Here is a 24642-nt window from a genome sequence, read left to right as displayed (position 1 = left end):
ACAGCATCGCCAGGGTGCGTCTCGACAACTTCACCGGCGTCGAGTACACCAATGGGATGCCGCATCCGACCGACGACGTCTGGGAAGTGCTTTCCACCGCCCGCTCGATCCGCCGGTTCACCGACGAACCGGTGGACGACGAGACGCTCTACCGCTGCCTGGAGGCCGCGACCTGGGCGCCGAACGGGGCCAACGCCCAGCTGTGGCGCTTCATCGTGCTGGACGCACCGCCACAGCGCACTGCCGTCGCCGAAGCCGCCCGAATAGCCCTGGCGACAATCGAATCGGTGTACGGGATGAGCCGACCAGCGGATGACGACAACAGCCGTGCGGCGCGCAACAACCGCGCCACCTACGAACTACACGACCGCGCCGGCGACCACACCTCCGTGCTGTTCACCGCGTTCAAGAACGAGTTCGCCTCCGAGTACCTGCAGGGCGGCTCGATCTACCCCGCGATGCAGAACTTCTACCTCGCCGCACGGGCGCAGGGCCTGGGCGCGTGCTTCACGAGCTGGGCATCCTATGACGGCGAGAAGGTGCTGCGCGACGCCGTCGGCATCCCCGACGAGTGGTTTCTCGCCGGACACGTGGTCGTCGGGTGGCCGCGAGGCAGCCACGGTCCCGTGCGACGACGGCCGGTGGCCGACGTGATGTTCCGCGACCGGTGGGATCCCGAGCGGGCCGACATCACCTACGGGCGGGGTGCCCGGCCGCGTCGCGAAACTAACGCATGATGTGCGCTTGCTGCTGGTGCGGATGGACGTCGAAAAGTTCGCGGTACGACGGGGGTTGGCGGCCGTCTTCGTCTTTAATGCCATACTTGACCGCGAGCTCCGCACCGATCAGCGTTTGCCCGCTGAGGTTCATCCGGTCGGGGTCGTCATAAAGAGCCTTGATCACGTGGCCGGTCAGCTCGGGGGTCTCCGCGGTTTCGCGGATGCGGCCAAACTTGGCCGGGTTGCTGGCAATGATTTTCCGCACCCGGTCGGTCAGCAGCGATCCCATCCATATCGAGACCGCCGTGATACCAACGTCTTTGAAGTCCACCGCCATATCGGCGGCCATCTTGTCGGTGCCCGCCTTCGGCACACCGTACGCCGGCCCGAAGGCGTAGTGCACACCGCCTGACGACGATGTGAGCACGACTAGCCCGTCGCGCTGCGGCAGCATCAGCGGTGCGGCATACACCGTGGCGACGTAGCTGCTGCGTAACCCGACGTTGAGGGTGTCCATCACGTTGACGGGTTCTTCCCAGAACTTCGTGCGGGCCATCATCTCGTCGCGGATGATCGCGGCGTTGTTGACCAGGATGTCCACCCGGCCCTGTTCGCGTTCAATTTTCTCGAACAGCGCCTTGACCTGTTCGTCATCACCGTGGTCGACGCGCATGGCGATGCCCTGCCCACCGGCGGCGGTCACCCGTTCGGCGGTCTCACAAATGGTGCCGGGAAGCGCTGCCGGGTCGGATGTTTCAGTGCGTCCCGTGACGTAGACCGTGCAACCGTGGCTGCCTAGCGCATGCGCTATCCCCGCCCCGGCACCGCGGCTGGCCCCCGTGACGACAGCTACGGGTGTCTTCATCAGATGACCGCCCCTCCGTTGACCCCAACCACCTGACCCGTGACATAGCCTGCGGCGTCCGAGCAGAGAAACGAACAGACTGCGGCGACGTCTTCGCCCGCTCCCAACCGTCCGGCCGGTATGGCCTGGGTGAGGTACTCGGCGGCAGGAAGTTTGCCTTCGGCCTGCTGGCGTCGCAGCATCGGCGAGTCGATCACGAACGGCGGGATTGTGTTCGCGGTGATGCCCTTGTTCGCATAGTCCAACGCCACCGTCTTGGTCAGCGCGATCACACCGCCCTTGGTCGCCGCATAGTGGCCCTGCCGCCGGGCGCCCTGCTGGCCCGCGGCCGAGGAGATCGTCACGATTCGTCCCCACTTGGCCGGCACCATGTCGGCCAGCGCGGCGCGCAGGCACAGGAACGTTCCGGTCAGGTTGACGGCGAGGTAGCGGTTCCACTCCGCCAAGGTGATCCGGTCGAAGCGGGTGAACCCGGCGATCGCGGCGCTGGTGACGAGGATTTCCACCGCGCCGAGTTGCGTTCTGACCGTGTCGAATGCCGCCTCGACGGCGCCCTCGTCGGAGACGTCCACGCCGACGGCGACCGCCTGTGCCCCGTTTTCCTGCAGCGCTGCGGCGGTCTTCTCCGCGGCTTCGGCGTCGATGTCGAGTACCGCGACCCGGTGGCCGTCGTTGCCCAGCCCCGTGCACATCGCCTGCCCGAGCCCGGAGGCTCCACCTGTCACCACCGCCACACGGCTCACCGCACGTCTCCTCGCACTCGACCCGACATTCGCTGTACGAGCGTACAGCACGCTGCGTGATCCGCCGTCATCGGGTGAGGGAAGCCGGTCCTACTGGTGGCACAGGATGAAATCGGCTGCGCGCCAAGCAATTGCGATGATCGGCCCGTTGAGGTTGCCGAGGTAGACGGCGACGTTCGCCGCGGCCAGCACATCGCGCGGGCCGACGCCCGAAACCTGAAGCAGCTTGGGGCTGTTGAGGCTGCCCAGCGACACGATCACCTCGCGGGTCGCCCGGATCTGCGCGGTAGCGCCCTTGACGTCGACCTCCACGCCGACGGCCCGGCCGCCGTCGAACAACAACCGCCGCACGATGGTGCGGGTTCGCACGGTGAGGTTCGTCCGGTGCAACGCAGGTTTGAGGAAGGCGGTGGCGGCGCTGACCCGGCGGCCGTTCTTGATGGTAGCGGTGGCGTATCCGATGCGCTCGTCGTCGGATTCGTTGATGTCCTGCACCCGCGCCAAACCGGATGCGGCTGCGGCGTCGAGCATCTCGGCGCACAGCGGGTCGGGATCGCGGGGCACCGAGATGTGCAGCGGCCCGCCGACACCCCGCGTCGGTGATGCGCCGAACGCGTTGTCCTCGAACTGCCTGAAAATCGGCAGGATATCGTCCCAGCCCCAACCCTTGTTGCCGAGCCGCTCGAGACCGTCGTAGTCGGCACGGTTGCCGCGGTTGTAGATCATGCCGTTGATCGAACTCGACCCGCCGAGCACCTTGCCGCGTAACCACTGTTCGGTGTGCGGGGTGCGCCCGAACGAGGTGGTCTCGTAGTGCCACATGTGTTTTTCGTTCTCGAACAACATCCCCGACCCCTTGGGAATGCGGTAGAGCGGGTGGCGGTCCACGCCGCCGGCCTCGATCAGCAACACGTTGACCTTCGGGTCGGCCGACAGCCGGTTGGCCAGTACGCATCCGGCGGAGCCGGCCCCCGCGATGATGTAGTCGTATCTCGTCATGCCCCGACCCTTCCCGTGACGCTGTACGAGCGTACAGGACGGGTTCAGCCGGCGAGGCGTCGACGCGCGCGCCGCTGGATCTCGGCGGCCAGGGCGTCGGCGACCAGGATGTCGGGCAACAGTTCGGGTTCGGTCATGATGGCGCGAAACACGTAGCCGACGGTGATGCCGTGCCCTGGACGGTCGGTGACGGTCAACGGATCGCCGGCCCGTACCGGCCCGGGGGTGATCACCCGCAGGTACGCGCCGGGTTTCGCGGCGCGGGTGAACGTGTTCATCCAGCCGCGGAGGCCCAGGAACTGGGTGAACGTGCGGCACGGGGTGCGCGGCCGGGACACCTCCAAGACCAGGCCCCCGGACCCCACCGTCCACCGCTCGCCGATCACCGCGCCGGTGACGTCGATCCCGGCGGTGGTGAAGTTCTCGCCGAACATGCCGGGGCGCAAGGGCCGCTGCAGCTGTCGCTCCCAGTCGTCCAGGTCTTCGCGCGCGTAGGCGTACACGGCCTGGTCGTCACCGCCGTGGTACCTGCGGTTGCCGATCAGATCACCGGTCAGGCCGCTGCCGAGCCCGGCGCGTTTGCTGCCGGGTGCGCGCACCTCGACGGGTTCGGTGGTCGGGCGCTTGTCGAAACCGGTCTGACCCGACGGTCCGTCCGAGTAGCGGTGGGCGATGTTCACCGAGAGCACGCTTGGCACCTTGTAGAGCTTACGGAGTGCCGAGATCAGACCAGGTAGATCACGAACACAGCGGTGAACAACACACCGAGCCAGGCGTCGGTGGACAACCGCAGCCACCGCGGCGCGGTGCGCACCTCCATGAAGTTGCGGATGATCAACCGGGATTTGAGCCAGGCCAGGATCAGGACCAGGGCCGTGATCGGGGTGCTGGCGTGCACCGTGTTGGTGAAGTGCGCGGGCGCCAACCACCACGACGCCAGGGTGATGGCGGTCAACACGATCCAGCACCACGTCATCCGCGCCGAGGTGGTGTGGGGATGGGCTTCGGCAGTGTCGGTCATGGTCACCTCATCACGTAGAGCAGGCCGAAGATGATGACCCACAGCAGATCCACCATGTGCCAGTAGATTGCGCTGGACTCCACCATCGAGACCCTGCGGCGGGCGGGGTTGCGCAGTTCGCGGATCACGACGCCCAAGACGATGAGCCCGATGAGCACGTGCACCAGGTGGACCCCGGTGAGCACGTAGTAGAACGAGTAGAACATCTCCGAGTTCGTGTGGCCGGCGGCGATCTTGCTGCTCCACTCGTACGTCTTGAAGACGATGAACAGGACGCCGCCGAAGCCGCCGGCATAGGTGAGCCGAATGGCGTCGCGGTGGCGGCCGTCGCGCGCGGCGAGCACGCTGCGGGCCACCACCCAGGAACTCGTCAACAGAATCACCGTGTTGATCACGCCGATGTTGATATCCAGATGCTGCTGCGCCGCGAGGAACTCCTCGGGGTTCATGGCCCGGTAGACCATGAAGATGACGAAGTAGCCGGCGAAGATGATCAGGTCGCCCAGCACCATCACCCACATGTGGATATCGCCGGGCAGGTGATCGAGGCGTCTGGCACCCACGGCGGCGGGTAGCGAATCCAATGGCGTCATGAAGTCAGTCCACGGGTGGCGCGTCGATGGGTTCACGCAGCGTCGCCCGCTTCAGCAGCATGATCAGCGCACCAAGCCAGATCGTGAACACCACAACCGACCACCAGAACGCCAGGGATCCGTTCCACGCGAACGGCCCCGAGTAGAAGACGAACATCTGGGTGGCGATGACTTCGGTGATGATCTGCCAGATGCTCACGTAGGCAAACCATTTCGGAAAAATGTCGTTTCGGTCGTAGAGGATCGCGATCGCCAGCACCAGGTACGCGACCGAAAAGCACCCCAGCGAACCGTTGTACGACAGCATGCCGACGTCGTAGAGCATGCTGACCAGCCCGGGGTCGCGGTCGGCGCGCAACGCCGCGGTCAGAAAGCACACCGCCACCAGAAGGAAGCCCGGCAGCGCGCCGACGCCCATCCCGCCGATGTAGGCGTAGGCGAAGACGGATCCGACCGACATCCGCTTCATCTGATAGGCCACCAGCCCGTTGGTGATCGCGGCGCCCCCGAGCAGGATCAGCAGCAGGCTGAACCCGATCTGGATGGTCAGGCCGTTGGTGGTGAAGAACGCCACCTTGTCGGCCGCGGTGACGTCGGGTCGCGGCGGTGGCGTCACCCGCGCCAGCACGCAGATGATGACGCCGAAGACCGCGTACCACGTCGGGAAGAACCAGCACACCAGCCGCACATCGCGTTTACCGCCGGGGGCGTGCGCCGTTCCGGCCGATCGGTCAGGTGTCAGGATGCTCACCGCGCAGCGCCCGCCACGACTCCCTCTTCGAGGGCTTGCTGATAGACCGCCCGGCGCAGCACGAAGAACATCACGACGACGAACAACGCGAACGCCCCGTTGCGCACCCAGAACGAGAGGAAGCCGTCCCAGGCCAGCGGTCCGGTCAGAAAGACGGCGGCGCCGGCCGCGGGCATCATCGCCACGGCGGTCGCCGCGGAGTAGTACCCCACCCAACGGGGAAAGACCGGGTCCGGCCCGTCGTCGAAGTAGACCGCTACGGCCAGCAGCACGAACTGCGCCACCACCATGCCGATCGGTGCGATGAACACGATGAACGCCAGATCGTTGAGCAGTTGGACGATCTCGGGGTTGCGGTCCGGCCGGAACGCGGCGACCAGGAAGAAGATGTTGGAAAGCGCGAAGATCGTCGCGCCGCTGACCACCGCGGTCAGATAGCAGTACGCCAACACGTGGCTCTGGGTCTTCATCCGCTTCATCTGGACCACGACCACCATGAAGAACGGCAGCACCATGATTCCGCAGAGGTTGAACGTCACCTGGCTGAACCGGATCCATGCGGTGTTCTCGGCGTAGAACGAGGCGACCTGGCCGGCCGTCATCGCCGGCGACATCGGCGGCCAGAAACCGGGAAACGCCAGCATCGCCATCAGCAGCACGGCGCCCACGGCGGGCCCGGTCCACAGGCTCACCCACTGCGCCTTGATATTTCCGGCCTTCGGCAGGTCCTGCACCTGCGCGAGGATCTGCACCGGCCGCCTCCTGAGTTGACTTCAGTCAGATATCAAGCGGCCGAGCCGGTAACTTGCGCAGGCGCCATATACCGCGCATGCTGGGGTCCACCAACCGAATCGCTCTGGCTGAACCGTAACGGCTGCGGCCATCGAAGGAAAGACTCTTTCTGACTTAAGTCGGTTTTGTTGCCGTAGACTCGCCTCGGTGCGCAACGACAAGGTTCAGGAGCGCGGGACGAAGGGGCGCCAGACCCGCGAGCGACTGCTCGGTGCGGCGATGGCGGAGTTCAAACGCGACGGGATGGCGGCCGCCGATATCGCCGCCATCGTCTCGGCGGCCGGCGTCGCACACGGCACGTTCTTCTTCCATTTCCCGACCAAGGAGCACGTCCTGGTGGAATTGGAGAGGCGGGAAGAAGAGCGGATGGCCGCGGAGTTGAACCGCTTCTTCGCAAAACCCCACGACGTGCGGGCCACGCTTGCCGAGGCGGTGCGCGTTCTCGAGGCACTGGAGCGTCGTCTGGGCAACCGCTTATTCAAAGACTTTCTGGCACTGCACTTCTCGACCACGCGGCCACCATCTGAAGAGTGGACGAACCACCCCGTCATCGTGGCGGTGGTCGAAGAACTGCAACGTGCGCGCGAGCGCGGCGAGATACCCGCCGAGGTCGACGTGATGCTCAACGGCGTGTCGTTTCTGGTGGGGCTCTACGCGCTGCTGATCACGATGCCAAAGTCCAAGGAAATCCGGACCCCGGTCATCGACGAATATCTCACCACCTACATGTACGGCCTACGGGCTAGCTGACGCCGCTGACGGGGTCAACCGGTCGCGTGCGTCGCCGCCTCCGCACGGAAGCCCGAAACGGAGGCGATCGCGGCGATCCTCGGCGCCTACATCACCGAGCGGGCCCGCAAGGCCGGGTGGCAAACACTGGGAGGACCGGATGTTCGCGCTGCTCTGGCCGACCGTCAGACCTTAGCGCCGCGGACCTGGGGATTCGCCCTATAAATATCTATGTGCTATGCATATATTCGTGCCGCACTCCCACTACGACCGACTCGACGACCTGCTGACGCGTATTGCGATCGCGCGCCAGCGGCCGAGCTGGCGTGACCGGGTACTCGACGCCAGCGGCCCGGTGGCCAACCCGTCGACGTTGCGCGTGCTGCGGGCGGTCGAACAGTGTCAGCAGCTCGGCGCGGGCGCATCGGTCGGCGACGTCGCCGAATTCATGGCCGTCGAACACTCCACCGCAAGCCGCTCGGTCGCCGCGGTGGTCGCGGCCGGGCTGCTGACGAAGAACTTCGCCGCCGACGATCAGCGGCGCTGCGCGCTCGTGCTGACCGACGAGGGGTGTAAAGCGTTGCAGGCGGTCACCGAGCGGCGAAGGGAGCTGGTCCGCGAGATGGTCGCCGACTGGCCCGACGCCGACGTGGACACGCTGGTGTCACTGTTGAGCCGACTCTCCGAACGCTTCGAAGGCGCGGTGATCGGGTGACGGCACGCACCGAAGCACGCACATCGCTGTCGCAACCGCGCGGTGCGCTCGGGTTGATGTTCGACCGGGTGTTCGGCGCGTTGTTCTGGGGCAAGATGTTCTCGGTCGTCGCCGTGTGGACGCACGGCATCGTCGCGGCGATCGTGATGTTCGACGCCACGCATTCAGCGCTGATGGTCGGGCTGGTCGGCGTCGTGCAGTTCGGCCCGCAGCTCATCTTCAGCCCCACCACCGGCAAATGGGCCGACACCGGCGACCCCGCCCGTCAAATCCTGCTCGGCCGGGTGTTGTGCGTGGCCGGTTCGGGTTTCACCGCCGTGTGGCTGATCGTCGACCCGGCGCAGCAGGGCATGTCGATCGCCGCTCCGGTGTTGCTCGGAACCTTGCTGGTGGGCCTCGGTTTCGTGGTGGGCGGGCCGGCGATGCAGTCGATCGTGCCCAACCTGATCCGCCCCGGTGAGCTGTCGACGGCCATGGCGCTCAACAGCATTCCGATGACGCTCGGCCGCATCCTGGGTCCGGCCACCGGCGCATACGTGGCCGCGCAGTTCGGCTCGGGCGTCGCGTTCGCGGTCAGCGCCGTACTGCACCTGGTGTTCGCGTTCTTCTTGATCGCCGTGCGCTTCCCGGCGCCGCCGGCGCGCCTGGCCGACGCCGACTATCGGGTGCGCGCCGCGCTCATCTACGTCTGGCGGGACCGCCCGCTGCTGTTGGCGTTGCTCGCGGTGACCGCGGTGGGTTTCGCCTCGGACTCGTCGATCACCCTGGCGCCTTCGATGGCCAACGCGCTGGGCGGCGGCGCTGAACTAGTGGGCACATTGTCCGCCGTCTTCGGTATCGGTGCGGCGGTCGGGATGGCGACGCTGGCGATGATGCGCGGGCGGATGGCCTCGGCGAACGTCTCGGCGATCGGTCTGGCGGGGCTGGGCACGGGTTGCGCGATGCTGGTCGTCACGCCGGTGACCGCGGTGGCGTTGGCCGGGTTCGCGTTGGCGGGCCTGGGCTTCGGCTGGGCGATGACCGGGCTGAGCACCGTCGTACAGGAACGCGCGCCCGAGGAGTTGCGCGGCCGGATAATGGCGCTGTGGCTGGTCGGTTTCCTCGGTTCACGCCCGCTGGCCGCGGCGTTGCTCGGCGGAACCGCCGACGCGTTCAACGTGCAGGCCGCCTTCGCGGTCGCCGCGGCGCTGTGCATCGCGATGACGCTGCTTAGCCGGCCGTCGAAGCTGATCGGCGCGCTGCCGACCCGCATCTGACGCCGCTAGCGGCTCTTGTCGGGCTCCGGGTTGATGCTCATCGTGACGTGCTCACCGTCGCGGATCACCTCGATCGGCGCGTCCTGACCAACGGTCAGGGCCCGTACCGCGACGACGAACTCGTCGACGCCGTCGATCTTGCGGTCCCCGATCCTGACGACGACGTCGTTCTCTTCGACCCCGGCGCGGTCGGCCGCACCGCCGGCCACCACCCGCGTCACCCGCGCTCCAACGAGGTCTGGTTCGCTGACCGACTCCGCCGTCAGCCCGAGTGTGGGGTGCCTGATCTCCCCGTCGCGGATCAGCGTCTCGACGACGTGCTTCATCTCGTTGGCCGGAATCGCGAAGCCCAACCCGCTCGCGCTGTCCGAGAGCGACTTGCCCGCGGTGTTGATGCCGATCACCTCGGCGTTCATGTTGATCAGCGGACCACCGGAGTTGCCGTGGTTGATCGGGGCGTCCGTCTGCACGGCGGCGATGACGATCTCGTCGGACCCCTCGCCAGGAATGCGCACCGCACGGTCGAGCGCGCTGATGATGCCCTGGGTGTCGGTGCTGCGCAGACCCAGCGGAGCCCCCGCGGCGATCACCTCGTCGCCGACGCGCAGCTTGTCGGAATCGCCCAGCCGCGCGACGGTCAGGTTGTCGACATCATCGACCTTGAGCACCGCCAGGTCGGTTTTGGGATCGGTGCCGACGACATTGGCCGGCACCTCTTGACCGTCGTTGAAGATCACCGACACCTCGTACCGGTCGGGCGTCGAAGCGGCCTCGGCGATCACATGGTTGTTGGTGACGATGTAACCGCGCCCGTCGACCACCACCCCGGAGCCCTGCGATCCTTCCGAATCGCTGACCGCTTCGACCGTGACCACCGAATCCGCTACGGCAGCAGCCACTTTGGCGAATCGACCGTCAGGCAGATCACCTTCGTTGGTGGTCGAGAGCGTGACCTTGGCCGTGGTGAACGCCTCGATGACCTCGGCGGTCTTGCGACCCACCCAACCGCCTAGCAGCCCGAAGACCAACGCCAGGACCGCCAGGGTCACCAACGCCGTCAACTTCAGCCGTTTACCGAACAGCACGTCGCGCACGCCCAGCTTTTCGGCGGGCGCGACCGGAGGCGCCGGGGCGGGGGCCTGCGGTGCGGGCGCCTCATAATCCGCGTCGGCGCCGCCTACGGCGTCGTCGGCGTCGTCGTCGGGGGCGGTCGCCGAACCGAAAGCGGCGGCCAGCACCGGGCCGGGTTCCTGATCGGTCGGGTCGTACGGCCCGCGACCGGCGTCCGCGCCACCGGGTCGGCCGAAGGCACGCTCGGTGGCCGCATCGACCTCCGGACGCCGGATCACACGCGGCGCCGAAGCATCGCCGCTGGGCTGGCGTTCGTCGGTCACGCGGTTCTCACCCTTCCTCGGCGGCCTTCCTGGCGCGCTCCGTCATGGAGGCGACCACTCCGCCATCGTTCAAGATATCCGTGCCGGTGAGGTAGCCGGCTTTGTCGCTGGCACAGAAGGTGAGCAGCTCCGCCATCTCTTCCGGTCGGCCCCATCGGGGCACCGCGGCGTCGGCGACCATCGCCCCGGCGCCAGCCTGCTCTTCCAACCTACCCATCTCGGTGTCGACGGATCCCGGCGAAACCGAGACGATGCGCAGCCCGCGGCCGTTGAACCGTTCGGCCTGCGCGGTGCTGTACCACCGCACGAAGCTCTTGCTCAGGGCATACGAGATCCCCGACCGGCCCTCCTCGGGCACGATCTCGCACGCCGCCAGCATGTCGGACAGAAACGCGTCGGCGTCGGTGAGCGCTAACGGGAACGTCGAGGTGGGGATCAGCGCGTCGGGCAGCAGGTGAGCCGCCATCGAGGCCACGTTGACGATTGCCGCACCGGCACCGGCCGTCTGGTAGAACACCTCGTTGACGTGCAGCGTGCCCAGCGCGTTGGTCCTCATCACATACTCGGCATCGCCCATGCTGGGGCTCACCCCCGCGGTGTGGATCACCGACGCCAGCGTGCCGAGACTCGCCGCGGTCCGGACGAGCCCGGTGACCGCCTGGCGGTCGGTGACGTCGCAGTGCACGGCCGTCGCCTTGATGCCGAGGTCGGCCAGCGCGGCGGCCGCCGCGTCGAGGCGGTCGGCTCGGACATCACCGAGCACCACGGTGTGGTCGCGGCCGACGATCCGCGCCGTCGCCTGACCCATGCCGCCCGCACCACCGGTGATCACCACAACTCGATCCATATCGAAACCGTATACGCCGCATCGCCGCGGCTGGCGTGCGACGGTGCAGGTAGGTTCGATGTGGTGGATCCCGCCGACGCCAGCATGCTGACCGGAGTATCGGAGACCGCGCTGCTCACCCTGAACGGACGTGCGCACCAGGCCCGCCATCCCAACGCCATCATCGACGACCCGATGGCGATAAAACTCGTCGACGCCATCGATTTCGACTTCGACAAGTTCGGCCGCAAAGGCCAGGAGATGGCGCTGCGTTCGCTGGCCTTCGACCGCGCCGCGATCCGATACCTGTCGACGAATCCGTCGGCCACCGTCGTCGCGCTGGCCGAAGGCCTGCAGACCAGTTTCTGGCGACTGAGCGAGGTGTTACCCGACAGCGAATTCCGTTGGGTCACCGTCGACTTCGAGCCGATCATCGAGTTGCGTAAGAAGCTGTTGCCATCCTCGCCGCGGATCACCACCATCGCACAGGACGCGCTGCACTACAGCTGGATGGACGCGGTGGACACCAGCAACGGCGTGTTCATCACCGCGGAGGGTCTGCTGATGTATTTGCAACCCGAGCAGGCGATGGGTCTGATCACCCAGTGCGCCAAGCACTTTCCGGGCGGTCAGATGATCTTCGATCTGCCGCCGGTGCTGGTCAAGAAGTTCGCGCCGAAGGGGATGCGGGCCACCCGCCGGTACCGGGTCCCGCCGATGCCGTTCAGTTTGTCGGCGGCGCAACTGGCCGATCTGGCCAACACCGTGCCCGGTATCCGCGCCGTGCACGACCTGCCGATGCCCAAGGGCCGCGGGGTGTTCTTCGAGCGGGCGTTCCCGGCCTTCTGGCAGCTGAAGCTGACCAAGAACTACCGCGGCGCCTACACCCTGGTGGAATTCGGCGAGTCCTAGCAGACTGCGCGTTCCAGATCTTTCAGCGACGTCTCGAGGTGGCCGAGCAGCCGTTGCAGACTCGGGACTTCACGCCGGCCTCCGACCAACCCGAAGTCGAGGTTGTCGGCGTTGGTGGCCAGCGTGATATTGAGGGCAAGCCCGTCCAGCGGAATCGACAGCGGATAGTTGCCGTCGAGGCGGGCGCCGTTCCACCACAACGGTTCCCGCGCCCCGGGCACGTTGGAGATCACGATGTTGAATGGCGGGGGCGCGGTCCGCACGAAGCCCGGCACCAACGCCAGCGCAACGCCGCCGATCAGAAACGCCGACAACGCGAGCTGCTGCACCCGCGGCAGCTCCGAATACACCTTCTTGTTGTCGCGCATCGACGCGGCGATGGTTTCGACGCGGCGCGCCGGGTCCTCGACATCGGTGGCGAGGTTGCACAGGATCGCGCCGACCAAATTGCCGCCGCCGTCGGCGTCGTTCTCGGTGCGCAGGTTGACCGGCACCATGGCCACCAGCGGGGTGGGCGGAAGCGCGTCCTCCTCGGCCAGGTACGTCCGCAGCGCACCCGCGCACATCGCCAGCACGACGTCGTTGACCGTCACCCCCGCCGCGGCCTTGACGTTCCTGATCCGCTCCAACGCCCAGGACTGCGCCGCGACGCGGCGGGCCCCTCCGATGGGGACGTTCAGCATGGTCTTGGGCGCCTGAAACGGCAGCGTCAGCTCCTGCTCGAGCAGCGCGGCCCGGGCCAGCGACAGGGTGTTGGGCGCGATACCCGCGACCGAACTCGCCAATTGGCCCGCCGTCCGCACCAGCGACCGCCCGCTGCCGGCGACAGACCTGCGCCTGGGCGGCAGGCTCCACGGGGCGCGCACCTCGCTGTCGGCGGGATCGGTCGACAACACCCGCTGCATCAGCTTCATCGCCGAGACGCCGTCGATCAGCGAGTGGTGGAACTTGGTGTAGACCGCGAACCGGCCGTCGTCGAGACCCTCGATGAGATGCGCCTCCCACAGCGGGCGGTGCCGGTCGAGCAGCGTGCCGTGCAGCCGCGAGGTCAGCTCCAGCAGCTCGCGCACCCGGCCCGGCGCGGGCAGCGCGGACCGGCGCAGGTGATAGTCGAGTTCGAGGTCTTTGTCCGATGACCACGCTACGTTCGTGATGCCGCCGAAAAACGCCGGGTGTTTCCGGAATGTCGGCTGCACATCCGTCTGCGACACCAGGGCTTCGTACGTCTCCTGCAGGAACTCCGGCCCGCTGCCGTTCGGCGGTTCGAACAGCTGCAGACCGCCGACATGCATTGGGTGCTCTCGGGATTCACCGAGCAGAAACAGGGCGTCGGTCGGGAGAATCGGCTGCATGGGGGCCTCCAACGTCGATGCTTGTCAGCTTGCCCCTTATCCCCCGCAACGCAAAGGGGAAAACCTGAGCGGCCTTGATAGGGTCGCAACCACGGATTTCGCGGCGCTCTGCCGAATGTGGAAAGGACGTCGATGCTCGCCCTGACAACCTGGACTGGCGCCCTGCTCGTCGCGACCGGGGTGATCGCCTATGTCGTCACCGCTTTTGTCAGCGTCACGGCGCTGATCCCCGCGTTCGTCGGGGTGCTGCTGCTTCTCGCCGCGCTGGTCGCCCATCGTGCGGAGAAGTTCCGCAAGCCCGCCATGCATGTGGCGCTGGTGATCGCGCTGCTCGCGGCGCTGGGTGCATTGCGCAACGTCGCCAAGGTCGGCGACCTGTTCGCAGGTACCGCCGAACGCCCGGCCGCGATCATCACGAGCATCATCATGCTGGTGCTGCTCGTCATCTACCTCGTCGCCGGGGCGCGGTCGTTCATCAAGGCGCGCGCGGCACGGTAACGGGGCTCACCGGCTCGAAAGGCGCTGCCGCAGGGTGGCCGCGCGCAGCGTGAGGTGGTTACGCTCGGCGAGAGTTTGTGCCTGCGAAGCGGCTTCGTGGTAGAGGTGCGCGGCGGCGGCCAGGTCCCCGGCCCGCTCCCGGAGATAGGCGACGGCCGCGGTGTAGCGCGGCAGCGTCGCGTCGAGTTCGGCCAGCGCGGCCAGGCCGGCCTGCGGTCCGTCGGCCTCGCCGACGGCCACAGCGCGGTTGAGCCGCACCACCGGGCTGTCGGTCAGTGCGACGAGCTCGTCGTACCACTCGACGATCTGCACCCAGTCGGTCTCGTCGGCGCTCTGCGCGTCGGCGTGCAGCGCGGCGATCGCGGCCTGCACCTGATATTCGCCGGGCCGGTCGCGGGCCAGCGCGGCCTGAAGCACGGCCACGCCCTCGGCGATCAACTCGCGCCGCCACCGGCTGCGGTCCTGTTCGGCCAGCGGCACCAAGCTGCCGTCGGCACGGGTGCGGGCCGGCCGTCTGGCGTGGTGCAGCAGAAACAGGGCGAGCAGGCCCGCAACCTCCGGGTCGTCGGTGGTCGCGGCGAGCTGCCGGGTCAGCCGGATCGCCTCGGCAGCCAGGTCGACGTCGCCGGTGTATCCCTCGTTGAACACCAGGTACAGCACCCGCAGCACGGTGCCCAGATCGCCGAGCCGATCCATCCGAACCTGGCTCACCGTGCGCTTGGCCCGGCTGATCCGTTGGGCCATCGTCGATTCGGGCACCAGATACGCCTGCGCGATCTGGCGGGTGGTGAGCCCGGCGACGGCCCGCAGCGTCAGCGCGACGGCCGACGCCGGCGTCAGGCTGGGGTGCGCGCACAGGAAGTACAGCTGCAGGGTGTCATCGGTGGAGGTGGCCGGGCCGGGCGGCGGCTGCGCGGCCACCCGGACCTCACGGCGACGGCGGGCGTCGTCGGATCGGCTGAGGTCGACGAAGCGGTGCCACGCCGTGGTGATCAGCCAGCCCCTGGGGTCGCGGGGCGGCCGGTCGGGCCAGCTCTCGATGGCCCGGACCAGCGCCTCCTGCACGGCGTCCTCTGCGGTCGCGAAGTCCGCCCCGCGGCGGACGAGGGCCGCGAGCACGCCGGGGATCAGCTCCCGCAGCTGCGCCTCGTCCGCAGGCACCGACGACCTACTCGGTGATGGTCGGCGCAGCGGTCAAAAACGGCCGCAGCTCGAGCCACTCGTGGATCGGCTTACCGCCCGCGCCGGGCGCCGCCGACAGCTCACCGGCGAGTTCGACCGCGCGGTCATAGGAGTCGACGTCGATGATCATCCAGCCCGCGATCAGATCCTTGGTCTCGGGGAACGGGCCGTCGGTGACGGCGGGTTTACCGTCGCCGTCGAAGCGGACCCAGGCGCCGTCCGGGGCCAGGGCCTGGCTGTCGACGAACTCGCCGCTGGCCTGCAGCCGGGCGGCGAAGTCGTTCATGTACTTGATGTGCGCCTCGACCTCGGCCGGTGTCCACTGATCCATCGGCACGTCGTTGACGGCCGCGGGCGCACCCCGGTAATGCTTGAGCATCAGGTACTTGGCCATGAGTTCTCCCTTCGCAAGTGGCGACCCTAGTGGTCGCTCACCTATGAGACGGAGCCGTCGCATCGTTCTCGACAGCCCGACCCGGCCGGTGACGGATACTCGACGGTGATGGAAGCCCGCGGTTTCTTCATCATCCCTGCGGGCGCCCGAGGTGACCACGGAAGGAGCCATGGTGAAGGCGACGGTGCGGCTGGGACGGATCGCCGGTGTATCGGTCGGGGTGCACTGGAGCGTTTTGGGCATTGTGCTGTTGCTCGTCGTCGGCCTGTCAGTGCAGTTCCGGGTGCTCGCCGAGGGGTACGCGACCTGGGAGTACATCATCGCCGCGGTGGTGACCGCGGTCCTGTTCGTGTTGTCGCTGCTGGCCCACGAGATCGCGCATGCGATATGGGCGCGGCGCAACGGTGTCGGGGTCGAGGGCATCACGTTGTGGCTGCTCGGCGGTGTCGCCCGGCTGACCGGTGACGCCTTGACCCCGGGGGCGGCGTTCCGCATCGCGGTGGTCGGGCCGCTGACCAGTTTCCTCGCCGCGGCGGTGTTCGGCGTGGCGGCACTGCTCGCCGACGACGCCGGGTTCAGCTCGCTGACCGTGACCGTGCTGTCCTACCTGGCCCTGATCAACGTGGTGCTGGCCGTTTTCAACCTCATTCCGGCCGCGCCGCTGGACGGGGGCCGGATTCTGCGTTCGGCGATCTGGGCGTGGCGCGGTGACCAGTTCGTGGCGACGGTCTGGGCCGCCCGCGCCGGACGGCTGTTTGGCTTCCTGCTGATCGGCCTCGGCCTGATGCGGATTCTCTCCGGCATGGGCGGGCTGTGGTGGATTTTGTTGGGTCTGTTCATCGTCACGATGGCCAGCGCGGAAGAACACCAGGCCCGCACCACCACGATGCTCGCCGGCGTGCGCGTGGTGGACGTGATGACCGCGGATCCCGAGACGGTTGACGGTGAGCGCACCGTCGGCGACTTTCTGCGCGACGTGATGTTGCTGCGCCGGCATTCCGCCTTCCCGCTGGTCGACGGGTTCGGCCGGGTCGAGGGGCTGATCACGTTCAACCGGTTGCGCTCGGTTCCGATTCGCGACCGCGAAACGGTTCGGCTGCGCGACGTGGCGTGCCCGCCGCAGGACATCCCGTCGGCCACACCCGAGGAACCGCTCACGGACCTGCTGCCCCGGCTCAGCGGCTGCGCGGACGGCCGCGCCCTGGTGTACGACCAGGGGCGGCTGGTCGGCATCGTCTCGCCGTCCGACATCAGCCGCGCGGTGGCCCTGCACGGTATGGGGGTGTGGGCAGGCAGCGGCGGTGCGGACATCACCACCGACCTGCGCCCGCGTCGTCGTCGCTGATCCCCCAGTGTGATTTCGGTGCGTAAACCTGCGCTCAGCGCTGGTTTGCGCACCGAAATCGCTCAACCGACGGCCGATGGCGACGGTTGCGCCGAGCCGCGGCGGGGTTCGGCGTGCGTCATGATCCAGACGATTTCCTCGCGGTCGGTCGCCGACGGCAGCCCCATCCCCGGGGTGTATCCGTAGACCTCGTGCAACGGTGTGGAGTGGGTGCGCCCATCGAGGATGTCGACGGCCTCGGTGCTGATCAACCCGGGATGCTCCACCCCGCAGGCTTCGGCGATCTTGACCAGGTCGCGCCGCAGCGTCTTGACGTAGTTGGCGGCGCGCACCGCCTTTTCGTCGGGCACCAGGCCGCGGGTCAGCCAGGCGTTCTGGGTGGCGACGCCGGTGGGGCAGGTGTCGGTGTGGCACTTCTGGGTCTGGATGCAACCGACCGCGAGCATCGCTTCGCGTGCGACGTTGACCATATCGCAGCCGAGCGCGAAACCGACCACGGCATTGCCGGGCAGGCCGAGCTTGCCGCCGCCGATGAACGTGACCTTTTCGTGCAGGCCGCGTTCGGCGAAGATCCGGTACACCTGCGAGAACCCCAGTTGGAACGGCAGCGACACGGCGTCGGTGAAGATCAGCGGCGCGGCGCCGGTGCCGCCCTCGCCGCCGTCGATGGTCACGAAGTCGACCCCGCGTTCGCTTTCGCACATGAGGTCGGTGAGGTCATGCCAGAAGTCGAGATCGCCGACCGCCGATTTGATGCCGACGGGTAAGCCGGTCTCGGCGGCGAGCAACTCCACCCAGTCCAGCAGGCTGTCGGCATCGGAGAACTCCGCGTGCCGCGACGGGCTGACGCAGTCCTGTCCTTCCGGAATGCCTCGGGCAGCGGCGATTTCGGCGGACACCTTGGGCGCAGGCAACAGCCCGCCGAGGCTCGGCTTGGCGCCTTGGCTCAGCTTGACCTCCAGCGCCCGCACCGGCGCGCTCGCCACAAGCGCCTTGAGCCTCTCCAGGTCGAAGCGGCCGTCGGCGTCGCGGCAACCGAAGTAGGCGGTGCCGATCTGGAAGATGAGCTCACCGCCGTTCCGGTGATACTTGGCGATGCCGCCCTCGCCGGTGTTGTGCAGACAGTCGGCCAGTGCAGCGCCCTTGTTGAGGGCCTCCACGGCGTTGCCCGACAACGACCCGAAGCTCATCGCGGAGATGTTCACCACGGAATTGGGCCGAAATGCCCCTGGCCGGTTGCGGGCGGCACCGATCACCTTGGCGCTGGGCAACCAAACCTCGCGGGGGGCGGCCGGCGCCGACACCGGTATGGCGCGGCCGAAGGTGTGGTGCTTGATGATCGGATAGCCAGGTGTGTGCTCGACGTTGTTGTCGGTGCCGAACCCGAAGTAGTTGTTCTCTTGTTTCGCCGAGGCATACACCCACCGCCGTTGGTCGCGGGTGAACGGCCGTTCTTCGTCGTTGGACGCCACGATGTACTGGCGCAGTTCGGGGCCGACGGATTCGAGAAGGTATCGCGCGTGTCCGATCAGCGGGAAGTTGCGCAGCAGCGCATGCTTGTGCTGAAAGATGTCCCGCGCGGCGACGGCGGTCACCGCCGTGGCGGTCGCAGCGGCGAGCGCGCGTATCGGTCGTCTCATGACCCTCAGGGTTTCCAGGCCGCGGGGAGGCGAAACCCCAGGTCGTTTCCGCCTTATGATCTAAGGGATTTCGACTAGGAGGCAGCGTGAGTGACCATGACGTTCGGATGATCATCCTGTCGACCGATGATCTCGACGAGTCGATTCGGTTCTACACCGAGACGCTGGGGATGTCGTTGAAGTTCCGCGACGGTGCGCATTTCGCCGCGCTGGACGGCGGGTCCGTCACGCTGGCGCTGGCCACCGCCGTCGACCATCCCATCCCCGGCAAGGTGGTCGTCGGGATCAAGACCGACGACGTCGACGGTGCCGCGAAGGCCGTCGAGGACAGCGGCGGCGGCGTCGTCAACGGCCCCTACGACGACGCACACGAACGGCGTGCGGTGGTCTACGACAACAAAGGCAACGGGCTGGTGTTCTACAAACCGCTGGCGCGCTGAGCTACGCCGGTCGCAGCAGCGCGACCAGGAAGTCGGAGTCGTCGGCGAACGGCCGCAGATCCCAGGTGGACAACCGCAGATCGGGCGTCAGCCCCGCCTCCGCCACGTCTTCGAAGAACCGGTCGAACGGGTAGTCGCGGCCTGCGCCGAACCCGACCACCACGCGGCCGTCGGCCGCCAGGTGCGCGCGCAGCCGCCTCAGCACCACACCACGAGTGCTCGGCGCGAGGAACGTCACGACGTTGCCCGCCGAGACGATGACGTCGAACGGGTCGGCGATGCCGCGCGCGGGCAGGTCGAGTTCGGCGAGGTCGCCGACGAGGTAACGCGGCCCGGGGTAGTCCTGCTCGGCGGCTTCGATGAGCGCCGGGTCGACGTCGACGCCGACCACCTGGTGCCCGGCCGCCGACAGGTATCCGCACAACCGGCCGGGTCCGCAGCCGGCGTCGAGGATGCGCGCGCCGCGGGGCACCATCGCGTCGACCAAGCGTGCCTCGCCGACCAGGTCCTCGCCGGCGCGCGCCATGGACCGGAACCGTTCGATGTACCACTGCGAATGCCCGGGATCGGCCGTGACTTTCTGCATCCAGATGCTCTGTTCGACCATGACCGCATTGTCTCAGGACAGAACTGCGCGCGGAATCACCGTCGGGGCCGAAGCGTTGCGGGGGACATGGCCCTAGACGATCTGTTCACACCGCTGCGCGTCGGCTCTTTGACCGTGCCCAATCGATTCGCGATGGCGCCGATGACCCGGCAGGCGTCACCCGGCGGGGTTCCCGGCGCCGATGTGGCCGAGTACTACCGCCGCCGCGCCGCCGGCGGCGTCGGGCTGATCATCACCGAAGGGATCCGGCTGCCCGACCCGGCCGCCGGATATCCGCTGCGCATTCCCGCCCTGGCCGGCGACGAAGTGCTCGACGGCTGGCGGCGCGTCGTCGCCGGGGTGCACGCCGAGGGCGCCACGATCGCCGCGCAGCTGTGGCACCAGGGCGCCGAACGCGACGACGCCGACGGCGTGACGCCGGTCAGCCCGTCGGGCGTGGACGGGCACGGGCAACCGAAAGGGCGTGCGCTGCGCACCGATGAACTGACCCAGCTCACGCAGCTGTACGCGCGAAGCGCGGTCACCGCGCGTGAGGTCGGCTTCGACGCCGTCGAACTGCACGGCGCGCACGGCTACCTGTTGGACGAATTCTTCTGGGAACGAACGAATCTGCGCACCGACGACTACGGCGGGCCGCTGGCCGCGCGGACCCGGTTTCCCGCCGAGGTGGTGGCCGCGGTGCGCGCCGCGGTCGGTCCCGACTATCCGATCATCTTCCGGTTCTCACAGTGGAAGGGCACCGACTACACGGCGACCATCGCCGAGGACCCGACCCAGTTGCAGGAACTGCTGACGCCGTTGGTCGACGCCGGGGTCGATGTCCTGCATCCCTCGACGCGCAGACACTATGCGCCGGCGTTCCCCGACCACGACAGCGACCTCAGCCTCGCCGGCTGGACGAAGAAGGTCGCCGGCGTACCCGTCATCGCGGTCGGCTCGGTCGGGTTGGAGACGCAGTTTCGCAGTGAACGACGCGGCCAGGTCATCGCGCCGGCCCCGGTCGACCGCCTGGTCGAGCAGTTCGACGCCGGCGAGTTCGACGTCGTCGCCATCGGGCGTGCGTTGCTGGCCGATCCGGGCTGGGTGAATCGGTTGCGTGCCAACGAACTCGACACGTTCGCAGGATACGACCCGCAGACCGCGCTGGCGTCACTGGCCTGAGTGCCTCGACGGCGGCACGGTGCCCACTAGCTGGCTGCGGTATGAAAGAAGCATGCCGAGCGCCTTCCGATATCCGGACGGAAACGGTCGGCGTGTCGCGCTGCGCAACTCGGTGATGCGGTGCACCGGCGTCGATCTCTTTCCCACCGAGGCCGTCGCACGGGCGTTCATCTCCGGCCTCAACGAGGGCGACCCCGTCGCGGAGCGGTTCGTCGCCGAGACCTACCACGGTGAGCTCGGCGCCAGGAAGGCCCGCGACCTCGTCGAGCGGGCGCAGCGCGACGGCATCGACAACGTCCCGGAGGCGCCCGACTCCATGCGCGCGCTGTTCGAGGAGTTCGAGCAGTTGCCCGAGTGGGTGGATCTAGTCCTGGTCGAAGAGGGCGCCGCGGTGTGGCGCCGCTGGGCCTACGCGCTCGGGGCGTTGGGCAACGCAGGCACCAACGACACCTACACGGAGGGCTGGCTGGCCGTGCCGCTGTCGCTCTCCGGCGGCTATGCCGGTCAGCGGGCGCTGCACCGTTACCTGGAGACCTCGCGGTGGTGGATCGAGGTCTGCCGACCAGGCGCTATCCTCACGCCGGGCTCAGCGGGTCGCAACATCTCGTTGCACGTGCGCGTCATGCACGTCAGCATCCGCGAGCGGGTCAGAGCGCATCCGGAGTGGGACGCCGAGCGGTGGGGGCTGCCGATCAGCCAGTCCGCCATGCTGCTGACCCTGCTTGGCGGAAGTGTTGCCCCCGCGTTCGGCCTGTACCTGCTGGGTCACCTCACCTCACCGCGGGAGATGCGGGCGGTGCTGCACTTCAACCGCTACTGCGGCCACCTGGTCGGGGTGCGCTGCGACGGCTACTTTCCCGAGACCGTCGCCGACGCCTGGCGGATCCTGTTTCTGGCCGACGCCGCGCGCAGCTACGACAGCGCCGACACCGGGAGGGAACTCGTCGAATCGTTCGTGCCCGCCTTCGCGCCCGCCCCGGCGCACCGCGGCCTGGCACGGCTGCGCGCCCAATACCACTACCGGGTGCAAGCCGGGTACCTCGGGCTGTACATGCTGCCGTGGAACCGCCGCCGCTACCGCTTACCGTCGGCGTTGCCGGGAATTCTGTTGCTGCTGTTACGGTCTCCGGCCATTTTCACCCTCGAGCTGGCGCGGCGTGCGTCCGGCCGAGTGGACGGTTGGTGGCAGCGGGTCAACCTGAGACGGTGGGAGAAGTGGCTGCAGTGGCAGTCCGGCGGCAAGGCGGCGGCGTTCGAGGCGGCCGCACCGCTGCGTCGCTGAATCCTTGCGACACGGTAAGGGCACACGTTCGTCGCTGTCGGACCTGCCATGTAGAGTCGCCGCGTGCCACAGAGCTCAACCGTGAAGTCTGTAAACACCCGTCTTGCTGAGGAATTGGCGGTCGAAGAGGCGCGGGTCGCCGCGGCCGTACGGCTGCTCGACGGCGGCGCCAGCGTCCCGTTCATCGCCCGCTACCGCAAGGAGGCGACCGGAAGCCTCGACGACGCGGCGCTGCGCACACTCGAGGAGCGCCTGCAGTATCTGCGCGAGCTCGACGACCGGCGCGCCGCCGTGCTGGCCTCCATCGACGACCAGGGCAAGCTCACCGACGAGGTGAAAGCCGCGCTGATGGCGGCCGACACCAAATCGCGTGTCGAGGACATCTACCTGCCCTACAAGCCGAAGCGGCGCACCAAGGCGCAGATCGCCCGCGAGGCCGGGTTGGAGCCGCTGGCCGATCGGTTACTGGCCGATCCGACGCTGGTCCCCGAGGAAGCTGCCGCACCGTTCGTCGGCAATGACGTCGCCGACGCCGCCGCGGCACTCGACGGCGCACGCCACATCCTCACCGAGCGAGCCGGCGAAGACGCCGCGCTGGTCGGTGCCGTCCGCGAAAAGTTCTGGAACAGCGGCTCGCTTCGTACCGCGCCATACTCCGATGCGGTGTCCAAGAGCGCTGCGGCGCAGAAGTTTCGGGACTACTTCGAGTACGGCGAATCGCTCGAGACCATGCCGTCACACCGGGTGCTCGCCGTGATGCGCGGTGAGAAGGAAGAGGTGCTGGCGCTGAACTTCGACGGCGGTGACGACGCGGGATACCACGCCATGATCGCGAAGGCGCTCGGCGTCGACATGGCCTTGCAGGCCGCCGCGACGCCGTGGCTGGTGGGCACCGTCGAGTGGGCGTGGCGCACCAAGCTGATGATCTCGGCCAAGGTCGACGCCCGCATCCGGCTGCGTAACCGCGCCGAGGAACAAGCCGTCGCGGTGTTCGCGACCAACCTCAAGGATCTTCTGCTGGCCGCCCCCGCAGGCAACCGCACGACGCTCGGCCTGGACCCTGGCTTTCGCACCGGGGTGAAGGTCGCCGTCGTGGACGGCACCGGCAAGGTGCTCGACACCGCCACGATCTTCCCGCATCAGCCTCAGCGCCAATGGGATACGGCCAAGGCCACGCTGGCGGCGCTGGTCGCCCGGCACCGCGTCGAGCTGATCGCCGTCGGCAACGGTACCGCGTCACGCGAAACCGACGCGCTGGCAGCCGAACTCATCAACGACATCCGCGCCGCGGGCGCCGACGCACCGACGAAGGCGTTGGTGAGCGAGGCAGGCGCGTCGGTGTATTCGGCCTCGGTGTATGCCACGCGTGAGCTGCCGGCGCTCGACGTGACGTTGCGTGGCGCCGTGTCGATCGCGCGGCGCCTGCAGGATCCGCTGGCCGAGCTGGTCAAGATCGACCCCAAGTCGATCGGCGTCGGGCAGTACCAGCACGACGTCACGCCCGGCACACTCGCCCGCAGCCTCAACGCCGTCGTGGAGGACGCGGTCAACGCGGTCGGCGTCGACCTCAACACCGCATCGGTTCCCCTGCTCGCGCGGGTGTCGGGCGTATCGGAGTCCCTGGCCGAGGCCATCGTCGCATACCGCGACACCACCGGCCCGTTCCGCAACCGCAAGGCGCTGCTCGACGTCCCGCGGTTGGGGCCCAAGGCATTCGAGCAGTGCGCCGGGTTTCTGCGGATCCGCGGCGGCGACGATCCCATCGACGCCTCCGGTGTGCACCCCGAGGCGTACCCGGTGGTCCGCCGCATCCTCGACCGCGCGGGCATCACGCTGACCGAGCTCATCGGTAACGAGCGGGTGCTGAAGTCGCTGAAACCCGCAGACTTCGCCGACGACCGGTTCGGCACTCCCACGGTCACCGATATCCTCGCCGAACTCGAGAAGCCCGGGCGTGACCCGCGGCCGGCGTTTTCCACTGCGACGTTCGCCGCGGGCATCGAGAAGGTGGCCGACCTGAAACCCGGCATGGTGCTCGAGGGCGTCGTCACCAACGTGGCCGCGTTCGGTGCGTTCGTCGACGTCGGCGTGCACCAGGACGGCCTGGTGCACGTCTCTGCGATGGCCGACCGGTTCGTGTCCGACCCCCATGAGGTCGTGCGATCCGGTCAGGTGGTGCGGGTGAAGGTGATCGAGGTCGACGTCGAGCGGCAACGGATCGGGTTGAGCCTGCGGCTCAAGGACGCGCCGGGCGACAAGGGCAAACGCTCCGAGCGCGCCGGGACCAGCCGCCGCGACACCGGTGCGCGTCGTGACAAAGGGACACGGCGGCCCGAGGCACCGACGGGATCGATGGCCGACGCCTTGCGTAAGGCCGGCTTCGGGCGCTGACGCGCCCGATGGTTCGAACTCCCTGCAAACGGGCA

Annotated in this window: 25 protein-coding genes and 1 pseudogene; 11 read left to right on the top strand and 15 right to left on the bottom strand. The window is 67.9% G+C overall.

Annotated elements, in window-relative coordinates; genetic code table 11:
* Positions 1–56 precede the first annotated feature (56 nt).
* On the top strand, positions 57–737 hold the full coding sequence (locus ABQF13_RS05170) for a nitroreductase family protein (RefSeq protein ID WP_448392016.1): 681 nt from the start codon (positions 57–59) through the stop codon (positions 735–737).
* Here the strand turns inward: ABQF13_RS05170 and ABQF13_RS05165 are convergent.
* The 8 genes and pseudogenes from ABQF13_RS05165 to ABQF13_RS05130 form a co-directional block, all read right to left on the bottom strand.
* Complete coding sequence (locus ABQF13_RS05165) at positions 727–1584, bottom strand: SDR family NAD(P)-dependent oxidoreductase (protein WP_448391654.1); 858 nt, start codon at positions 1582–1584, stop codon at positions 727–729. The two genes, ABQF13_RS05170 and ABQF13_RS05165, sit on opposite strands and share 11 nt — an antisense overlap.
* Positions 1584–2318: an SDR family NAD(P)-dependent oxidoreductase gene (locus ABQF13_RS05160; RefSeq protein WP_448392015.1), complete on the bottom strand. Its 735-nt coding sequence runs from the start codon at positions 2316–2318 to the stop codon at positions 1584–1586. The genes ABQF13_RS05165 and ABQF13_RS05160 overlap by 1 nt, the downstream gene beginning before the upstream one ends.
* 168 nt (positions 2319–2486) lie before the next feature.
* Positions 2487–3326 (bottom strand): annotated as a pseudogene (locus tag ABQF13_RS05155) (GMC family oxidoreductase); the annotation flags it as partial.
* 44 nt (positions 3327–3370) lie between these two features.
* Positions 3371–4024, bottom strand: coding sequence for an MOSC domain-containing protein (locus ABQF13_RS05150; protein ID WP_448391653.1), 654 nt, complete (start codon positions 4022–4024; stop codon positions 3371–3373).
* Positions 4025–4050: 26 nt separating this feature from the next.
* Entirely contained in the window at positions 4051–4347 is a 297-nt protein-coding gene (locus tag ABQF13_RS05145) for a cytochrome C oxidase subunit IV family protein (RefSeq protein ID WP_448391652.1), read from the bottom strand.
* A 2-nt stretch (positions 4348–4349) separates the two neighbouring features.
* Complete coding sequence (locus tag ABQF13_RS05140) at positions 4350–4940, bottom strand: cytochrome c oxidase subunit 3 family protein (protein ID WP_448391651.1); 591 nt, start codon at positions 4938–4940, stop codon at positions 4350–4352.
* A gap of 4 nt (positions 4941–4944) precedes the next feature.
* A complete protein-coding gene (locus ABQF13_RS05135) occupies positions 4945–5691 on the bottom strand; it encodes a hypothetical protein (protein WP_448391650.1) in 747 nt (248 codons plus the stop codon).
* Positions 5688–6443: a hypothetical protein gene (locus ABQF13_RS05130; protein ID WP_448391649.1), complete on the bottom strand. Its 756-nt coding sequence runs from the start codon at positions 6441–6443 to the stop codon at positions 5688–5690. The genes ABQF13_RS05135 and ABQF13_RS05130 overlap by 4 nt, the downstream gene beginning before the upstream one ends.
* A 187-nt stretch (positions 6444–6630) precedes the next feature.
* On the opposite strand from ABQF13_RS05130, the gene ABQF13_RS05125 reads away from it, so the two are divergent.
* The 3 genes from ABQF13_RS05125 to ABQF13_RS05115 all read left to right on the top strand — a co-directional run bounded on the left by ABQF13_RS05125 (position 6631) and on the right by ABQF13_RS05115 (position 9183).
* Positions 6631–7233 (top strand): TetR family transcriptional regulator, encoded by a 603-nt coding sequence (locus tag ABQF13_RS05125; protein WP_448391648.1) that lies wholly within the window; start codon positions 6631–6633, stop codon positions 7231–7233.
* A 217-nt stretch (positions 7234–7450) separates the two neighbouring features.
* On the top strand, positions 7451–7927 hold the full coding sequence (locus ABQF13_RS05120) for a MarR family winged helix-turn-helix transcriptional regulator (protein WP_448391647.1): 477 nt from the start codon (positions 7451–7453) through the stop codon (positions 7925–7927).
* 56 nt (positions 7928–7983) lie between these two features.
* A complete protein-coding gene (locus tag ABQF13_RS05115) occupies positions 7984–9183 on the top strand; it encodes an MFS transporter (RefSeq protein WP_448392014.1) in 1200 nt (399 codons plus the stop codon).
* 5 nt (positions 9184–9188) lie between these two features.
* Here the strand turns inward: ABQF13_RS05115 and ABQF13_RS05110 are convergent, their stop codons facing one another.
* Together ABQF13_RS05110 and ABQF13_RS05105 are read right to left on the bottom strand one after the other, a co-directional pair.
* Positions 9189–10577: a S1C family serine protease gene (locus ABQF13_RS05110; RefSeq protein ID WP_448391646.1), complete on the bottom strand. Its 1389-nt coding sequence runs from the start codon at positions 10575–10577 to the stop codon at positions 9189–9191.
* Positions 10578–10584: 7 nt separating this feature from the next.
* Positions 10585–11424, bottom strand: coding sequence for an SDR family oxidoreductase (locus tag ABQF13_RS05105; RefSeq protein ID WP_448391645.1), 840 nt, complete (start codon positions 11422–11424; stop codon positions 10585–10587).
* Between the two features lie 84 nt (positions 11425–11508).
* On the opposite strand from ABQF13_RS05105, the gene ABQF13_RS05100 reads away from it, so the two are divergent.
* Positions 11509–12315, top strand: a complete 807-nt coding sequence (locus ABQF13_RS05100) for a class I SAM-dependent methyltransferase (RefSeq protein WP_448392013.1) — start codon at positions 11509–11511, stop codon at positions 12313–12315.
* Here ABQF13_RS05100 and ABQF13_RS05095 read toward each other — a convergent pair.
* The gene (locus ABQF13_RS05095) at positions 12312–13667 is read right to left on the bottom strand and encodes a WS/DGAT/MGAT family O-acyltransferase (protein ID WP_448391644.1); all 1356 of its coding nucleotides are present in this window, start codon (positions 13665–13667) and stop codon (positions 12312–12314) included. The genes ABQF13_RS05100 and ABQF13_RS05095 overlap by 4 nt on opposite strands.
* Before the next feature lie 132 nt (positions 13668–13799).
* Between ABQF13_RS05095 and ABQF13_RS05090 the strand changes: the two genes are divergently transcribed.
* Positions 13800–14165, top strand: a complete 366-nt coding sequence (locus ABQF13_RS05090; RefSeq protein ID WP_448391643.1) for a hypothetical protein — start codon at positions 13800–13802, stop codon at positions 14163–14165.
* A gap of 6 nt (positions 14166–14171) precedes the next feature.
* Here ABQF13_RS05090 and ABQF13_RS05085 read toward each other — a convergent pair whose 3' ends face one another.
* Together ABQF13_RS05085 and ABQF13_RS05080 are read right to left on the bottom strand one after the other, a co-directional pair.
* Positions 14172–15326: an RNA polymerase sigma factor gene (locus ABQF13_RS05085; RefSeq protein ID WP_448391642.1), complete on the bottom strand. Its 1155-nt coding sequence runs from the start codon at positions 15324–15326 to the stop codon at positions 14172–14174.
* A 7-nt stretch (positions 15327–15333) separates the two neighbouring features.
* Positions 15334–15741, bottom strand: a complete 408-nt coding sequence (locus ABQF13_RS05080; RefSeq protein WP_448391641.1) for a YciI family protein — start codon at positions 15739–15741, stop codon at positions 15334–15336.
* 169 nt (positions 15742–15910) lie between these two features.
* On the opposite strand from ABQF13_RS05080, the gene ABQF13_RS05075 reads away from it, so the two are divergent.
* The gene (locus ABQF13_RS05075; RefSeq protein WP_448392012.1) at positions 15911–17086 is read left to right on the top strand and encodes a site-2 protease family protein; all 1176 of its coding nucleotides are present in this window, start codon (positions 15911–15913) and stop codon (positions 17084–17086) included.
* Positions 17087–17148: 62 nt separating this feature from the next.
* Here ABQF13_RS05075 and ABQF13_RS05070 read toward each other — a convergent pair whose 3' ends face one another.
* Positions 17149–18726: an FMN-binding glutamate synthase family protein gene (locus ABQF13_RS05070; RefSeq protein WP_448391640.1), complete on the bottom strand. Its 1578-nt coding sequence runs from the start codon at positions 18724–18726 to the stop codon at positions 17149–17151.
* Positions 18727–18812: 86 nt separating this feature from the next.
* Here ABQF13_RS05070 and ABQF13_RS05065 point away from each other — a divergent pair, with 86 nt between their 5' ends.
* A complete protein-coding gene (locus ABQF13_RS05065) occupies positions 18813–19166 on the top strand; it encodes a VOC family protein (RefSeq protein WP_448391639.1) in 354 nt (117 codons plus the stop codon).
* Position 19167: 1 nt separating this feature from the next.
* On the opposite strand, the gene ABQF13_RS05060 is transcribed toward ABQF13_RS05065, so the two are convergent.
* Positions 19168–19773: a class I SAM-dependent methyltransferase gene (locus ABQF13_RS05060; RefSeq protein WP_448391638.1), complete on the bottom strand. Its 606-nt coding sequence runs from the start codon at positions 19771–19773 to the stop codon at positions 19168–19170.
* Positions 19774–19839: 66 nt separating this feature from the next.
* Between ABQF13_RS05060 and ABQF13_RS05055 the strand changes: the two genes are divergently transcribed.
* From ABQF13_RS05055 to ABQF13_RS05045, 3 genes are all read left to right on the top strand, one after another.
* Positions 19840–20934: an NADH:flavin oxidoreductase gene (locus ABQF13_RS05055; protein WP_448391637.1), complete on the top strand. Its 1095-nt coding sequence runs from the start codon at positions 19840–19842 to the stop codon at positions 20932–20934.
* 52 nt (positions 20935–20986) lie between these two features.
* Positions 20987–22216 carry an oxygenase MpaB family protein gene (locus ABQF13_RS05050; RefSeq protein WP_448391636.1) on the top strand — a complete coding sequence of 410 codons (1230 nt, stop codon included), beginning with the start codon at positions 20987–20989 and terminating at the stop codon, positions 22214–22216.
* 63 nt (positions 22217–22279) lie between these two features.
* Complete coding sequence (locus ABQF13_RS05045; protein WP_448391635.1) at positions 22280–24607, top strand: Tex family protein; 2328 nt, start codon at positions 22280–22282, stop codon at positions 24605–24607.
* The last annotated feature ends 35 nt before the right edge of the window (positions 24608–24642 follow it).

It is taken from the genome of Mycolicibacterium sp. XJ879, from assembly GCF_053483935.1.
Note: the sequence above shows the minus strand (reverse complement) of the source record. Positions and strands in the feature narration are given on the sequence as shown.

Coding starts and splice junctions, on each gene's coding strand:
- ABQF13_RS05170 (WP_448392016.1), top strand. CDS start 57: ATGCCGCATCCGACCGACGACGTCTGGGAAGTGCTTTCCACCGCCCGC.
- ABQF13_RS05165 (WP_448391654.1), bottom strand. CDS start 1,584: ATGAAGACACCCGTAGCTGTCGTCACGGGGGCCAGCCGCGGTGCCGGG.
- ABQF13_RS05145 (WP_448391652.1), bottom strand. CDS start 4,347: ATGACCGACACTGCCGAAGCCCATCCCCACACCACCTCGGCGCGGATG.
- ABQF13_RS05140 (WP_448391651.1), bottom strand. CDS start 4,940: ATGACGCCATTGGATTCGCTACCCGCCGCCGTGGGTGCCAGACGCCTC.
- ABQF13_RS05120 (WP_448391647.1), top strand. CDS start 7,451: ATGCATATATTCGTGCCGCACTCCCACTACGACCGACTCGACGACCTG.
- ABQF13_RS05115 (WP_448392014.1), top strand. CDS start 7,984: ATGTTCGACCGGGTGTTCGGCGCGTTGTTCTGGGGCAAGATGTTCTCG.
- ABQF13_RS05105 (WP_448391645.1), bottom strand. CDS start 11,424: ATGGATCGAGTTGTGGTGATCACCGGTGGTGCGGGCGGCATGGGTCAG.
- ABQF13_RS05100 (WP_448392013.1), top strand. CDS start 11,509: ATGCTGACCGGAGTATCGGAGACCGCGCTGCTCACCCTGAACGGACGT.
- ABQF13_RS05095 (WP_448391644.1), bottom strand. CDS start 13,667: ATGCAGCCGATTCTCCCGACCGACGCCCTGTTTCTGCTCGGTGAATCC.
- ABQF13_RS05090 (WP_448391643.1), top strand. CDS start 13,800: ATGCTCGCCCTGACAACCTGGACTGGCGCCCTGCTCGTCGCGACCGGG.
- ABQF13_RS05080 (WP_448391641.1), bottom strand. CDS start 15,741: ATGGCCAAGTACCTGATGCTCAAGCATTACCGGGGTGCGCCCGCGGCC.
- ABQF13_RS05075 (WP_448392012.1), top strand. CDS start 15,911: ATGGTGAAGGCGACGGTGCGGCTGGGACGGATCGCCGGTGTATCGGTC.
- ABQF13_RS05070 (WP_448391640.1), bottom strand. CDS start 18,726: ATGAGACGACCGATACGCGCGCTCGCCGCTGCGACCGCCACGGCGGTG.
- ABQF13_RS05060 (WP_448391638.1), bottom strand. CDS start 19,773: ATGGTCGAACAGAGCATCTGGATGCAGAAAGTCACGGCCGATCCCGGG.
- ABQF13_RS05055 (WP_448391637.1), top strand. CDS start 19,840: ATGGCCCTAGACGATCTGTTCACACCGCTGCGCGTCGGCTCTTTGACC.
- ABQF13_RS05050 (WP_448391636.1), top strand. CDS start 20,987: ATGCCGAGCGCCTTCCGATATCCGGACGGAAACGGTCGGCGTGTCGCG.